This window comes from Saccharospirillum impatiens DSM 12546 (assembly GCF_000423605.1).
GTDB lineage: Bacteria > Pseudomonadota > Gammaproteobacteria > Pseudomonadales > Natronospirillaceae > Saccharospirillum > Saccharospirillum impatiens.
Genome location: NZ_AUIH01000003.1, coordinates 80,875 through 95,353 on the forward strand (window position 1 = coordinate 80,875; position 14,479 = coordinate 95,353).

The window sequence follows — 14,479 nt, forward strand, 5'->3', positions numbered from 1 at the left end:
GTGAGAATCGGGGCAGTATAACAGTGCGACGCTCTGGTCTCTATGATGGCATTGCAACCACCCGGAGTTCACGGCCTGGTTGGGAATCGCTATCATTTATGCGACACTCAGCCACCCAACTCCGGTTGAACCCGACATTACCCAACTCAAGGAACCCGAATGCTGATCTGGCTTGCCGTCTTTGGATACATTGTCAGTGGCGCCATCGCCTTGCGCGGCCTGTACCGGGTTGAGCTACCAGCTCGTGCCTGGGTTTTCTGGCCGGCTGCACTGGCGGTTTTGGCCCATGTGTCGACGCTTGCTTCAGAAGTGATTGTTCTGGGGGCCCTGCAAATCAGCCTGACCAATGCGGCCTCGGTCATTACTTTCTTTATTGTGACGGTGCTGTTGATCAGTGGCTGGTCCAAACCCCTGCACAGCTTTTTTGCCTTTGTTTTACCTGCTGCCGCCCTGATTATGGTGGTGGTCGCACTGACACCCCAGGAGTATGCACCGCGGCTCTACCAGCCCGGCGTCGTCTTGCACGTCTTTTTATCAATGCTGGCCTACAGCGTGATCACCATTGCAACGCTGATCGCCCTGCTGCTGGGCGTCCAGAACCGGCAATTGCATGAGCACCACTTGAGTGGCCGACTCAACCGTTTCCTCCCGCCTTTGCAGACCATGGAACGCCTGCTGTTTGAATGGCTGATGATCGGTTTCATTTTGCTAACTGCCGCCATGATCTCTGGCGGACTGTTTGTCGATAATTTGCTGACGCAGGATCTCGTGCACAAAACGGTGCTGACCTTTGTTGCCTGGTTATTCTTTGCGGTGTTGCTGTTTGGTCACTTTTACCTCGGCTGGCGCGGTGCGCTGGCCAGCAGACTAACAGTGTTTGGTTTCATCTTTCTGATGCTTGCATTCTTTGGTTCCAAATTCGTACTGGAATACCTGCTTCACCGTTATGGATAAGGCAGAATGTGCGCTAATTCCGGTTATTCCTTGACACTGAACCCCTCCCACCGCTAAAAAGCACACTCAATTGGTTATTTAGGCTCTCCCACCTTGAACGATCTGCCCATAGGCCTGCTGTTTCTTTTGCTAGGCCTGCTGCTGCTATTCTCTGCTTTTTTTTCCAGTTCAGAGACCAGTATGCTGTCTCTAAACCGCTATCGCCTCAAACACCTTGCCAATGAAGGCCATCGCGGCGCTTCTCAGGCACGTCGTCTTCTCGATACGCCCGACCGGCTGATCAGCGCGATTCTCATTGGCAACAATCTGGTCAATATTGCGGCCGCCTCGCTGGCGACCCTCATTGCCATGCGGCTGATGCCCGGCCACCCGGACCTGGCGCTCGGCGTCTCTACGGTGACGCTGACACTGGTTGTGCTGATTTTTTCAGAAGTAACGCCAAAAACACTGGCACAGCGTCACCCGGAGAAGATTGCGTTTCCCGCCTCCTATGTCTTGCGCCCTCTGATTGTGGTACTCAAACCCGCTATCTGGCTGATCAACCTCATCGTTAAATCCCTTTTCTGGCTGATGCGCGTTGGACACTCACACACCGGCCAGGAAGCGTTGTCGGCAGAAGAACTGAAAACCATTGTGAACGAGTCCGGTGACAGTCTGCCAGCGCAACGCCAGAATATGCTACTGGGCATTCTGGAGCTGGAAAACGTCAGCGTAAACGACATCATGGTGCCCCGGAACGAAGTCTCCGGCATCGATATGGAAAACGACATTGACACCATTGCCGACCAGATACGCCGCACAGAATACACCCGGTTTCCGCTCTACAAGGGTGATCTGGACAAGGTGATCGGTATTATGCACATTCGCGATGCCGCCGAATTCCTGTACGCCGATGAGCCGAGCAAGGTCATGCTGACGAAAGCCGCCAAAGACCCCTATTTCGTGCCGGAGAACACCCCACTGCATACTCAGTTGCTGAATTTTCAGGCGCAGCAACTGCGCATGGGGCTCGTGGTTGACGAATACGGCGATATTCAGGGCCTGGTTACACTGGAAGACCTGCTGGAAGAGATCGTCGGCGAGTTCACCACGGATTTTGCCAACAGCAGCAAGGAGATCCACCCCCAGCGGGATGGCTCCTATGTCATTGACGGTACGGCCAACATCCGTGAGATCAACCGGGCTTTGGGCTGGGAGTTGCCAATTGATGGTCCCAAAACCCTCAATGGCCTGATTCTGGAGCACATTGAAGACATTCCCGATGCCAACCTCAGCATCAAGATCGACCGCTACCTGATTGAGATTCTCCAGATCCGGGACAACGCCGTCATCGCCGCCCGCACCCGCGAACTGCCAGCCAAACGGAAATGATGCTGTATCCGGCTGGCGCTGGTTGTATTTAACCAACTAACCGCTCCCTTTCCCGTCCCACGGGTGAGGGTTCTACTCTGGCTACACCGCACTCAAGTCGAAACCACGGCACTAACGGCTGCGCCGCCCCCTCTCTCTAACTCTCTCCCCCGGTGGTGGAGAGAGAACTGTTGTATCCGGCGGCGCGAGCGACTTGCACAGCTGGATTCGACAATTCAACACGCCTAATTTAAAACCAGCTATCCTTTTCCTGCGTATCAGTTGTTCAGTTATTAACCACTAGGGAGAGTGCCATGCGTGTTTTGCATTGGTTACTGATCTTCGGTCTTGGCCTGGCCACCAGCGTGATGGCCGAACAGACCCCACCCGAGCAATTCCAGCCGCTGATCACCCAGCAGCTGGGTGCCTTGCAGAACGGCGATGCCGATACCGCCTACGGCTTTGCCGATGCGGGCATCAAGCGCCAGTTTGGTTCTCCCAATCGCTTTTACCAGATGGTACAACAAGGCTACCGACCCCTGATCGATTTCACGGTCATGCGCTTTGAAGAAGCCCGTGATGGTGGCGATGCGTGGATACAGCCGATTTGGCTGCGCGACAGAGAAGGTGACGAGTACATGGTCTACTACGCCATGCGTTTGAACAGTGAGGATGAATGGCGCATTGCCGGCGTGCAAATGACGCCTTATCAGAGCGATGCGTTTTAGCGACAAGCGCTGACCCTGCCCTCTGATTTCAGGTAAACTGCGCGTCCTTAACGCAGAGGGCGCAGTGCATCCATGGCTTTGAACATTCGCATTATTCTGATCCAGACCTGGCATCCCGGCAATATAGGGGCTGTTGCCCGCGCCATGAAGAACATGGGGTTGGCCGATCTGGTTCTGGTTAACCCGGTCGATTTTCCGTGCGACGAGGCCTACAACCGGGCCGGTCAGGCGACCGATGTGCTGGATCGCGCCCGAATAGTCCCGTCTCTCGCTGAAGCGATAAGCGATTGCGTGCTGGTGGTTGGCACCAGCGCCCGCGACCGCAGCATCCGACTGCCCGCCTACTCTGCGGAGCAATGCGCTGAGAAAGCCGTCACCTTGCAGCAACAAGCCCCCGTAGCCATTGTATTTGGACGCGAACGTATGGGTTTGCATAACGATGATATTCAGCAATGCCACGCCCAACTGAATATTGATGCCAACCCGGATTACCCGGTGCTCAATCTAAGCCAGGCAGTTCAGTTGGTATGCTACGAAGTGTTCAAGGCAAGCCAGCGACACGACAATCTGCCACCGGTCGAAGATGAGTATCCACTCAACGATGACCTTAACCGGTTTTACGATCATCTTGCGCACACTCTGGATGACATTGGCTTTACCAATAACAAAGCCCCTGGCCAGGCACTCGACCACCTCAAAGCTCTGTATCGGCGAGCGCGACCTACCGCTAAAGAGTTACGGCTATTGCGTGGAGTACTAAGCAAGGCTCAGGAAGCGGCGGAGAGAGGCTGAACACGCCCTACTACGGGGGATGATCGGTGCGTGTTTTCAATCATTGATATACGGGCCGGTTCTGCGGCCCGTATATTGGACAATCAGTCGCCCTTGATGACACCACGACGAATCTGATCTTCTTCTATTGATTCGAACAACGCTTTGAAATTGCCCTCGCCAAAGCCTTCGTTGCCTTTGCGCTGAATAATCTCAAAAAACACCGGCCCGATCACGGTATTGGTGAATATCTGCAATAGAATGCCGGAATCTTCCGGGGCACCGTCAATAAGAATACGCAGATCCCGTAATTGGTCGACGGGCTCCTGATGGCCTTTCACCCGCTCATCAATTTTGTCGTAGTAGGTATCCGGGGTCGACATGAACTTCATGCCGCGCTCGCGCATGGTACTGACGGTTTTATAGATGTCCGATGTTGCCAGCGCGATGTGCTGAATACCTTCACCCTTGTATTCTCGCAGGTATTCTTCAATCTGAGACTTGTCATCGCTCGATTCATTGATCGGGATGCGAATCTTGCCGCAAGGAGACGTCATGGCCTTCGAAACCAGGCCGGTCAACTTACCTTCAATGTCGAAATACCGAATTTCACGAAAGTTACCGATGCGTTCGTAAAAGCTGGCCCAAACGCCCATATTGCCGCGTTGAACGTTGTGTGTCAGATGATCGACAAATTCCAGGCCAACGCTGTTCTCGGCTACCGTCTTTTCCCAGCCCGGATAAAACTCGAAATCAATGTCGTAAATCGAAGAGCCGTCATAGCGATCGACAAAATAAAGAGTGCTCTCGCCAATACCAAATACGCCCGGAATATTAAGTTCCATCGGGCCAATTTTGCCGGTGAAAGGTTTGGCCCCGGCGGCAACTGCGTGGTCCATTGCCTGGGCGGCATTCTTGACCCGCCAGGCCATGCCATTCACGCTGGCGCCATGTTGGTGGGCAAAATTCTCAGCGTGAGAGTTGGGTTCCGCATTCACCACAAAATTAATATCGCCCTGACGATAGAGCCAGACATTCTTGTTCTTGTGCTTGGCCACTTCGGCAAAGCCCAGGCCAAGAAACAGGTCTTTCAGATTCTGAATGCCCTGAGCATCAGGTGCGGTGTACTCGACGAATTCAAAACCATCGGTGGCCAGCGGATTGGCGGTGCCTTGTACCTGCATATCGGTCATGGTGCGTATCTCCAGTTAACACAATGTCTATTTTTATTGTCAGCGTTACTCCGCCCGGGTGACGGACAGTGCACGCTGTTTTAGTCTGGAGAAACTGTGAACCGGCACGGGTCAGAACACCAGTGAGTGCTATCAGGTTGGCTGCCAGGCTGTGTCAGCCTATTCCGTAAAGCCTGGAGGACATTGTTTACAGAAACCAATAACTCTTTTTGTATCAGTAACTTACAGGACTCCCATAACACAATAGAGCCCTGGAACTGGACGCTTTCCGATACAGAGCGGCAACCGGCTAGCCGGTTGCCGCTCTGTGAAAGAGCTTATCGCTTGGCGTGTTTGCCGATGCCGTATTCTCGAAGCTTGTTGGCAATGGCTGTGTGCGACACACCGAGCTTTTTGCCCAGTTGCCGACTGCTTGGGTAGGCCGGGTAAAGTCGCCTCAACAGGTCGGACTCGAAACGTTTCATCGCCTCATCAAGGGACCCGTCAAAATTCTCTTCCGCGTAACCCCAGCCGCTGGTGAAGCTCGGCAATTGCAGGTGCTCCGGCTCGAGTATGTCTCCCTCGGCCAGCGAGACCGCGCGCAACAGGGCGTTCTCCATCTGACGGACATTGCCCGGCCAGGGATACTGTTGCAACGCATTCTGACAGGCTCTCGACAGCTTGATCCGCCGCCGCTGGGGCTCTGCGAAACGGGCGATAAAGCGCTCAGCCATAGGCAGTACATCGGATTTGCGATCCCGCAGGGGCGGTATGTGCAGCGTCAGCACATTGAGTCGATAGTAGAGATCTTCGCGAAACTCTCCTTTATGGCCCATGTTCAGCAAATCTTTCTGAGTGGAACAGATGATGCGCACATCGGCCCGGTACTCTTTCTCATCACCCACTCGCCGATAGGTCCCGTCCTGGAGCAAACGAAGAAATTTGCTTTGCAATACCTTCGACATATCGCCAATTTCATCAAGAAAGACAGTGCCCCCTTCAGACAGCTCTAAAATGCCCTTTTTAGCCTGGGTCGCGCCTTCAAATGCGCCTGCGGCATAACCAAACAGCTCGCTTTCAGCGACGTTGTCCGGCAAGGCGGCGCAATTGAGCACCAGAAAGGGTTTGTCTTTGCGCAAGCTGTGCTGATGGCAGGATTTGGCCAGCAGCTCCTTACCGGTACCGGTCTCACCGGTAATCAGCAAGGGCGCATCCAGACCGGACATGCGTTTGGCCTGTCTGATCACGCGCTTCATTGACTGGCTTTCGGCGATCAGCATTTCAAACTCACCGGTTTGCTGGTGATAGGCCGTCATCTGGCGGCCTAACCGTTCAGGAGATTTGAACGTGATAACGCCACCGGCAAAGAGGGTTTCACCACTGTCAGGACCTTCACCGGGCAACCAGATCGGGTAAATATCGGCCAGAAAGGTACGCCCTTTTAGCTGCATGTGGGTCGATTCTGTGGTTGGCTTTTTACCGCCCAGCCACTTATTGACATTAAATCCCTTTACCCAGTTTTTGAGCAACTTGCTGACCACATCGGCATCCGGCAGTTGCAGGATATCCAGCGCTGCCTCGTTGGCAATCACCACATAGCCTTTGCTGTCGATTGAAATCACCGGTTCCGGCAAGGTTTTTAGCAGGGTTCGTAACTCCTGCTGTTCCCGCTCGGTTGGCATGTAAGGAATCATCGAGACGTCATGAATGCCGGGAATCAGACGGATCTCAGGCATCAGATGCTGAAACTCGTCGAATTCAACGGTGGGAAAGTTGAGATATATCTCGCCGGTGGGGTCAATCTCGATACCGCGCAAATCGATCTGGTGGTTCACCAGAATATCCAGCACCTCGGCACAAATACCAAGACGTTCTTCGCATTCAATTTTCAGCCGCATGCTGCTCTCCGTTATCTACCGTCTGTACGGTGATCTTGCCGGAGGCCTAAATTGCCGCAGAAGCCATTACTTGTCAACTGTTCTTTACAGGTGAGCGCTGACCCACCGGGGGCACTAAAGCGCCCCCCCCCTGTCACAGCGTTACTAACCCGTTAGCAGTGAATCGGTTTTCGCCGCACAAATGAAGTCGTTCCGGTGCAGTCCGCCAATTTTGTGAGTCCACCAGGTAACGGTGGTTTTACCCCATTCGGTGACGATCTCGGGGTGATGCCCCTCTCGCTCTGCCAGCTCCCCTACCTGGTTGGTAAAATCCAGTGCATCGCGAAACGTCTTGAACTTGAAGCTGCGTTGCAATTGCAGCGTGCTTTCCCGGGTGACGGGTTGCCAGTCGGGGATGGCTTTGATCAGGTCCGCCAGTTCATCGTCTGAAACCCGGGGCGCACCAGCCCGGCAGGCTTCACAGTGTTCTGCTGCAAGCGTCATGCTGTCTCCTTCTTAAAATATGAGTCACTCATCTGTTGAAATGAACGCAATCCGAACGGTGTCTGCTGGTTGCGCCACTGCATTGCTTGCCTGATATAGCGACACCAAAGCGGTCACCCCCCGCCTGGAGTAAACAGCGTGGGTGAAATTGCACCCGGCCTACGGTGGCACAACCGGAGACCGACGCTCAACGCAGGCGCTTTGATGGCCTGAACTCCAGAGTGTGAGTTCTTAAGTTGCCTGCTGAAACCACGGTTACACTGCCTGCTTTTGCTCAAAGCGCGGGGCAAACAAACCCAGACGCTTCGCTTCCTGAACGGCGCCCATGATATCGAGCCGGGCAATGTCATAAAGCTGATCCACCGACTCCAGGCAATAGTAAACCGGCTGCATAATGTCGATGCGATAGGGTGTCCGCAATACCGAAACCAGATCAAAAGGAAGGCGTTCAGGCACGTCACTGCTGAAGGCATAGTCGGTCTCACCCGGAGACGAGAGAATACCTCCCCCATAAATGGCACGCTCTTGCGCCGTCTGCAACAACCCGAATTCCACCGTAAACCAATACATTCTGGCCAGGAAGACCCGGTCTTCTTTTGAGGCGTTCAGCCCCAGTTCGCCATACAACTGGGTAAAGTCGGCAAAGGCCTGATGAGTCAGCATGGGGCAGTGGCCAAATATTTCGTGAAAAATGTCCGGCTCCTGAAGGTAATTCAGTTCCTGTTCGGAACGAATAAACGTCGCCACCGGAAATTGCCGGCTGGCAAGCAACCGAAAAAACTCGGAAAAGTCGATCAACGCTGGAACCGGGGCTGTCTTCCAACCGGTAGCACTGGACAGCACGGCGTCAATTTCCGCCAACTGCGGTACCCGGTCCTCAGGCAGGTTCAGATGTTCCAGACCATCCAGATAAGCCTTACAGGCCTTGCCCGGAATCGCCTTATACTGACGTTGGACCAATGTTTCCCAGATACGATGCTCATCCGGTTGCCAGGCCACATGCCCCTGAGCATCGGGCTGGTGAGCCACATAGCGACTTGCCTTTGCCATTGCATTCACCCTTGTCTTTTTTGTGTTCGGGATCGGAAATAACGTTGGCCTACTGTGCCATTCGTTATCTCGACGACAATGTTTGAGGCGTCTTTTGTACCTCCGAACCGAGGGAGTCAACAATGGGAAGCGCAATGTCCGAGGCCTGGAAATGTGTCAACACAGGTGGACGAACAGCCCGCAAAGCCAGCGCTGGCAAGGGGCTGTTCGTGCGGGAGGGCTGCCCGATAGGTGTCTGTCAGGCCGCCTGAATCATCGGCGGAGACGTGAATTGGACATCCCGCCATAGCTGGGCGACAAGATCGTTTACGGATCGGGCCGGATACAGCTGCAACCAGTCGACGATGGCTTCTGCCACGTTCGGGTAGTTCACCAACTGCCGTTCTCCGGTTGCCAGGAAATAGGCTATGGCCGAGGCGCTCAGCTCCGGCATCACCTGCCCGAGACCCAGCTGCTCCAGCGCCGCGGCGTTGGAAGACTGCTCCATCTGTCCGTGCAGGGGTTTAACGAGAATTCGCTTGCCCAGCGCCAGGGCCTCACTGGTCAGTTCAAAACCCGCGTTACAGACGACTGAACCACTTTGATGCAACGACACTTTAAAGCCATCCCGACTGAATCCGCGAACCGTTACATTGCCGTATTGTCCTGGCTCGATATCACTGCAATGCATGACAAAGCGGTTCCGCTTCAAGGGCGCCAGCAGATCGATGATGTGGCCGCTGTTTTCGAAAGGAAGGTAAATCAGCACTGAATCCAGCTCACCGGGTTCAGGCTGGCTCACCGGTTCGATGATGGGTGGCAAAATGTCTTTGCCAAAATGGTGCCAGTGAACACCCAGTCCCAGCGTCACCGGTGCGAACCAGCGCATGATGGCCTCGGAAACGACGGAGTGACCCGCCTTGGGGATGTCATGAGCAAAGGCGTATTGATGTCCGATACCCACGCAGGGAACGCCACGCCGGCGCGCCGCCCAGGCAACCACCGGTTCAAAATCAGTCAGCACCAGGTCGTACTGCTCAGGCGCCAGTGTTCGAATGTCTCGCCACAGCTCACTCATCGACGCATCGTTCATGGTGCGGCGCATGTCTACTTTGCCGTTATGCACCTGAAAGGTCAGACCCCGAAAACAGTGAAAGTCGCCGAAACGCTCCATATCAAACATCTTTTGCCGGTCGCGACCCGAGAATACCCAGTCGACGTCAATGCCTTTTGCTGACAGTGCGTCAGCCATCACCCGCGCCCGGGTAATGTGTCCGTTGCCGGTACCCTGAACACCGTATAAAACCTTCATCACAGCCACCCCTGCGTTGTGAATAATCCAAGCATGCCGTAGCCGACCAGACTTCCAAGACCGGCCCCTACCAGGGTGTCCGTCGGAAAATGCACACCCAGGAAAATGCGGGACCCAGCGACACCGATCGACCAAATCAGCAGAAACGGCAAGAGCACTGGCAATTGGCTGGCCACCAGAAAAGTAAACAGAAACGCACCGGACGTATGACCGGAGGGAAAACTGAACGTATCAGAAGGGATTATGAAGCTGGTGAACTCGGCCAGCGCCTGTTGCGGACGATTTCGCCGGCAGGTGTTTTTCAACACCCAGTAGACAGCCCGTTCGACAGCAAACGCCCAGAATGCCAGCGTCGCCAGAGCCAGCCCTGATGACGGTTGAACCAGCGCATGGCAGGTGAAGAACAGCAGGTACATCCAGCCGTCTGCGGTTCTGGATACGGCCCGGCTCAGCGCAGTCAGCTGTTCGCGTCGGGGACGAGCCATACACCAGTTAAACGTCCGGATATCGAGGTGTTGAATTGTCTGCAACCATTTCATAATAAACCTCCATCGTTCAGAGCCTTATTATTCAGGTTCAGATGTCAGCGATCTGACAGTTGCGTGAACCTTCAATGACATCGGGCCGACACCGGGGTCATTGAAGGTTGCCGGGCATAAGATCCACCATGCGCCTGGCCAGGTGGTTGAAAATTAGGCCGGTGGTAGATCGGATGCTTTGAAGGTCGAGGTTTCAAACGCCTCTTGCAATTGCTCAACCCGGTGTCGCAAGGCATGCCGACTATAAGCCCTGGGCGGTACAGCTCCCCAGACTGGGTTTGGCCAGGCAGGGTCATCCTGCTTGCGCATCACATGATGGATGTGCAATTGCGGCACGACATTGCCTAGTGCCGCTATATTCATTTTATCGCCGCCGTAGGTCGCCATCAGCCGTTCGGCGACAAATGAACTTTCCCAGATCAACTGTTCCTGATCGTCGACGTCCAATTGATACATTTCACTGATACCCTCTCGTTGAGGCACCAGAATCAGCCAGGGGTAGTTGGCATCTTTCATCAGCAGAATGCGGCTGACCATCAGCGAGCCCACTTCCACACAATCGTTTTGCAGTCGATAATCCAGTTCAAACATGATGTCCTCCTCCGACCGCGCATTCTACCTTATGCGATGCGGTAGCGGCTAACCTTGGAACCTGTTCTCCCATCCCTATAATAACCTCACGTTTTATGGAAGCCGACTATGCCAACATCAACATGGCACACCCGCTGGGCTGGTCATACCGAAGCTCAGTCCAACCCGTTCATGCAGACCTCCTTCTTATCCACTCTTGAGCAAACCGGCATTTGCGGTGAAGGTTCCGGCTGGCAACCCGAGCATCTGAGGCTTGAAGCGGGCAATCAGGCACTGTGGATGCCCCTGTACGCCAAAACACATTCCTGGGGCGAGTATGTATTTGACTGGTCCTGGGCGCATGCGTACGAACAACACGGCCTGACCTACTACCCGAAGCTGGTTTCGGCAATACCGTACACGCCCTCGGTAGGGCCCCGCACGTCAGAACCGCTGACCGCCGCGCAAGCGCAAACATTGGCAGGAGCCATTGAAGCCAGGGTGCTGGAACGAGGTTACAGCGGGGCCCATCTGCTGTTTCCCGACACCGGTACAGCCCAGTTGTGGCGTCAAACCGGATGGGCCGAACGCTGCGACGTGCAATTTCACTGGAAAAACCGGAATTACCGGGATTTCGACGATTTTCTGGACCGTTTCAGCTCTCGTAAACGCAAGAACACACGGAAGGAACGGCGATCAATCACTGAGCAGGGTCTGAACCTTCACTGTTACGAAGGCACCGGCATCAGCCTCGAGACGTTGCATCAGTTCTATGTTTTTTACCACGCCACTTATTTGAAACGAGGTCGTCAGGGCTACTTGAACCGGGCGTTCTTTGAACAACTGCTGGCGCGGCAGCCGGAAACACTGGTGTTGTTTATGGCCTATGACGGGGAAGAAGCCGTCGCCGGGGCGCTCTGTTTTCGCGATAACACCACCCTTTATGGTCGCTACTGGGGGTGCCTGGCTGAATACAACAACCTGCACTTTGAAACTTGCTACTACCAGGGCATCGATTATTGCATCCGGCACGGCCTGCAACGCTTTGACCCCGGCACCCAGGGCGAGCACAAAGTCGCACGCGGTTTCGAGCCCACCCTCACTCACTCTTTCCACTGGCTGGCTCACCCGGAGTTCAGAGACGCCGTACAACGCTTTTGTGACGAAGAGGCCACGATGGTGGCACACTACCGCCAACAAATGATCGAAGCCCTGCCTTTTAAATCCACTGCGGATGGAGAATCACCATGAAGTATCTGCACACCATGATTCGCGTTACCGACCTCGACGCCTCCCTGCACTTTTATTGCAATTTGCTCGGCCTAAAGGAAATTCGGCGCAAAGACGTGCCTACCGGTAAATTCACTCTGGTCTTTCTGGCTACAGAGCCCGGCGAACCGGAAGTTGAACTGACCTACAACTGGGAGTCGGATGAAGCGCTCGGGGGCGGCCGGAACTTTGGCCACCTGGCCTACCGGGTAGACGACATTTACGCCCTGTGCCAGCACCTGCAAGACAACGGCGTGGCGATTCTGCGCCCGCCCCGCGACGGCCACATGGCCTTTGTGCGCAGCCCGGACAATATCTCGGTAGAGTTATTGCAAAAAGGCGACGCCCTACCCAGCCAGGAACCCTGGGCATCAATGCCCAACCAGGGTGAGTGGTAGCTTGACGGCTACTCCTTGCAACTCTAGTTTCGGACTTCAAATCGGCTTTATACATTGAACCCGCGATGGATGGCCGGTGCCTGACACGGACTCCTGGCACCAAGGCAAAACTGAACTCCGAAACTTGAGCAGGTAACTATACCTTCACCACTACACCTTCAGGCCTATTGTCCCTACAATACGCGGCCAACATTCATTGTAATCCAGAGATCTCCGATGCGCGCAAGCAAGTACCTGATCGCCACCGTCAAGGAAACCCCGGCCGATGCCGTCGTTGTCAGTCATAAGCTGATGCTGCGGGCTGGCATGATTCGCAAGTTGGCTTCGGGCCTCTACACCTGGCTGCCGACTGGCTTGCGAGTTTTGCGCAAAGTCGAACGCATCGTACGTGAGGAAATGGACCGGTCAGGGGCTCAGGAGGTGCTGATGCCCTCTATCCAGCCAGCCGAACTGTGGCAGGAAAGCGGCCGCTTCGATGCCATGGACGGTCTGATGTTGCGCATGAAAGACCGCCACGAGCGGGACTTCGTCTTCGGGCCGACTCACGAAGAGGTCATCACGGACATAGCACGCAATGAGCTGACCAGCTACAAACAGTTGCCCGTGAATTTCTATCAGATCCAGACCAAGTTTCGCGATGAATTCCGGCCTCGCTTTGGCGTAATGCGAGCCCGCGAGTTCATCATGAAAGACGCTTACTCCTTTCACATCGAGCCGGAGTCGCTGCAGGCCGAATACGACAACATGTACGCCACGTATTGCCGGATTTTTGATCGCCTGGGTCTCGACTACCGCCCGGTCCTAGCCGACTCGGGCGCCATGGGCGGCGCGGCCTCGCATGAGTTTCAGGTGCTGGCTGATTCCGGCGAAGACTACATCGCTTTTTCAGACAGCAGTGACTTTGCCGCCAACATTGAAAAGGCCGAAGCTCTGATGCCCGCTGCCCCCAGAGCCGAAGCGACAGAAGCCTTGCGCAAGGTCGACACGCCCGACACCAAAACCATTGATCAGTTAGTGACGCAATTCAATCTGCCCATCGAAAAGACGATCAAGACACTGATCGTCGAGGCCGAAGAAGACATCGAAGGTGGCCTGATTGCCCTGCTGATTCGCGGGGATCATGAGCTGAACGAGATCAAGGCCGAGAACCTACCGGGTGTCAAATCCCCCCTGACCATGGGCACTGAAGAAGCCATCCGGGCGGCTGTCGGTGCTGGCCCGGGTTCCCTTGGCCCGGTCGGACTGCGCGTGCCGATGATCGTCGACCGTTGTGTCAGCGTCATGGCAGACTTTGGTGCTGGCGCCAATGAAGACGACAAGCACTGGTTTGGCATCAACTGGGAGCGCGATGTTGCACTGCCAACTGTCGCCGACTTGCGCAGCGTTGTCGAAGGCGACCCAAGCCCTGATGGCAAAGGCACCCTGCTGATCAAAAAAGGCATCGAAGTCGGGCACATTTTTCAGCTGGGAAACAAGTACGCCAAAGCCTTGAATGCGACAGTTCTGGACCAGAACGGTAAAGGCCAGATCATGAACATGGGCTGCTATGGCATCGGTGTCAGCCGCATCGTCGCAGCAGCCATTGAACAGAATCATGATGAAAACGGCATTATCTGGCCAAACGCTCTGGCACCGTTCCACGTGGGCATTGTGCCGCTCAATGCACACAAAAGCCCTGAAGTCATGGAAGTGGCCGAGCAACTCTATGCCGACTTGCAAGCTGCGGGGGTTGAGGTGTTACTGGATGACCGTGACAAGAAGACCAGCCCGGGCGTTAAGTTCGCCGACATGGAACTGATGGGCATTCCCCACCGCCTGGTTGTCAGTGACCGAGGCCTGGCCGAGGGTGAACTTGAATACAAAGCCCGGGGTGCTGACGAAAAAGTAGTCCTCAAAAAAGACGACGCCATCGCTCACATTCTGGCTAGCCTGGGTCGCTGAATTTTACAGGCGCACGACCGCCGACTAAGCTAAGGACACGGTGTCGCCAAACGCGACACTGGAAC

The 14,479-nt window shown here is 54.9% G+C and carries 14 protein-coding genes; 7 read left to right on the forward strand and 7 right to left on the reverse strand.

What is annotated here, in order from left to right; translation table 11 throughout:
* Positions 1-159: 159 nt before the first annotated feature.
* The 4 genes from G565_RS0102880 to G565_RS0102895 all read left to right on the forward strand — a co-directional run bounded on the left by G565_RS0102880 (position 160) and on the right by G565_RS0102895 (position 3,824).
* Entirely contained in the window at positions 160-954 is a 795-nt protein-coding gene (locus G565_RS0102880) for a cytochrome C assembly family protein (protein ID WP_037337396.1), read from the forward strand.
* 93 nt (positions 955-1,047) lie between these two features.
* A complete protein-coding gene (locus G565_RS0102885; protein ID WP_028669625.1) occupies positions 1,048-2,325 on the forward strand; it encodes an HlyC/CorC family transporter in 1,278 nt (425 codons plus the stop codon).
* 293 nt (positions 2,326-2,618) lie between these two features.
* The gene (locus G565_RS0102890) at positions 2,619-3,032 is read left to right on the forward strand and encodes a DUF4864 domain-containing protein (RefSeq protein WP_028669626.1); all 414 of its coding nucleotides are present in this window, start codon (positions 2,619-2,621) and stop codon (positions 3,030-3,032) included.
* Between the two features lie 72 nt (positions 3,033-3,104).
* Positions 3,105-3,824, forward strand: coding sequence for an RNA methyltransferase (locus tag G565_RS0102895; RefSeq protein ID WP_028669627.1), 720 nt, complete (start codon positions 3,105-3,107; stop codon positions 3,822-3,824).
* 83 nt (positions 3,825-3,907) lie between these two features.
* Here G565_RS0102895 and hppD read toward each other — a convergent pair whose 3' ends face one another.
* The 7 genes from hppD to G565_RS0102930 all read right to left on the reverse strand — a co-directional run bounded on the left by hppD (position 3,908) and on the right by G565_RS0102930 (position 10,827).
* Entirely contained in the window at positions 3,908-4,996 is a 1,089-nt protein-coding gene (gene hppD, locus G565_RS0102900) for a 4-hydroxyphenylpyruvate dioxygenase (protein WP_028669628.1), read from the reverse strand.
* A gap of 317 nt (positions 4,997-5,313) precedes the next feature.
* Positions 5,314-6,873 carry a transcriptional regulator TyrR gene (tyrR, locus tag G565_RS0102905; protein WP_028669629.1) on the reverse strand — a complete coding sequence of 520 codons (1,560 nt, stop codon included), beginning with the start codon at positions 6,871-6,873 and terminating at the stop codon, positions 5,314-5,316.
* Positions 6,874-7,017: 144 nt separating this feature from the next.
* Entirely contained in the window at positions 7,018-7,356 is a 339-nt protein-coding gene (locus G565_RS0102910; protein WP_028669630.1) for a 4a-hydroxytetrahydrobiopterin dehydratase, read from the reverse strand.
* A 255-nt stretch (positions 7,357-7,611) separates the two neighbouring features.
* Entirely contained in the window at positions 7,612-8,406 is a 795-nt protein-coding gene (phhA, locus tag G565_RS0102915) for a phenylalanine 4-monooxygenase (protein WP_028669631.1), read from the reverse strand.
* A gap of 238 nt (positions 8,407-8,644) precedes the next feature.
* Positions 8,645-9,697 (reverse strand): MJ1255/VC2487 family glycosyltransferase, encoded by a 1,053-nt coding sequence (locus tag G565_RS0102920; protein WP_028669632.1) that lies wholly within the window; start codon positions 9,695-9,697, stop codon positions 8,645-8,647.
* A complete protein-coding gene (locus G565_RS0102925; protein ID WP_028669633.1) occupies positions 9,697-10,236 on the reverse strand; it encodes a phosphatase PAP2 family protein in 540 nt (179 codons plus the stop codon). Before G565_RS0102925 ends, G565_RS0102920 begins: the two co-directional genes overlap by 1 nt.
* A gap of 153 nt (positions 10,237-10,389) precedes the next feature.
* Positions 10,390-10,827 (reverse strand): HIT domain-containing protein, encoded by a 438-nt coding sequence (locus G565_RS0102930; RefSeq protein WP_028669634.1) that lies wholly within the window; start codon positions 10,825-10,827, stop codon positions 10,390-10,392.
* Between the two features lie 108 nt (positions 10,828-10,935).
* Between G565_RS0102930 and G565_RS22680 the strand changes: the two genes are divergently transcribed.
* The 3 genes from G565_RS22680 to G565_RS0102945 all read left to right on the forward strand — a co-directional run bounded on the left by G565_RS22680 (position 10,936) and on the right by G565_RS0102945 (position 14,414).
* Positions 10,936-12,057, forward strand: a complete 1,122-nt coding sequence (locus G565_RS22680; protein WP_051207197.1) for a GNAT family N-acetyltransferase — start codon at positions 10,936-10,938, stop codon at positions 12,055-12,057.
* Entirely contained in the window at positions 12,054-12,473 is a 420-nt protein-coding gene (locus G565_RS0102940; RefSeq protein WP_028669635.1) for a VOC family protein, read from the forward strand. The genes G565_RS22680 and G565_RS0102940 overlap by 4 nt, the downstream gene beginning before the upstream one ends.
* A gap of 216 nt (positions 12,474-12,689) precedes the next feature.
* Positions 12,690-14,414 (forward strand): proline--tRNA ligase, encoded by a 1,725-nt coding sequence (locus G565_RS0102945; protein ID WP_028669636.1) that lies wholly within the window; start codon positions 12,690-12,692, stop codon positions 14,412-14,414.
* Positions 14,415-14,479: the final 65 nt, after the last annotated feature.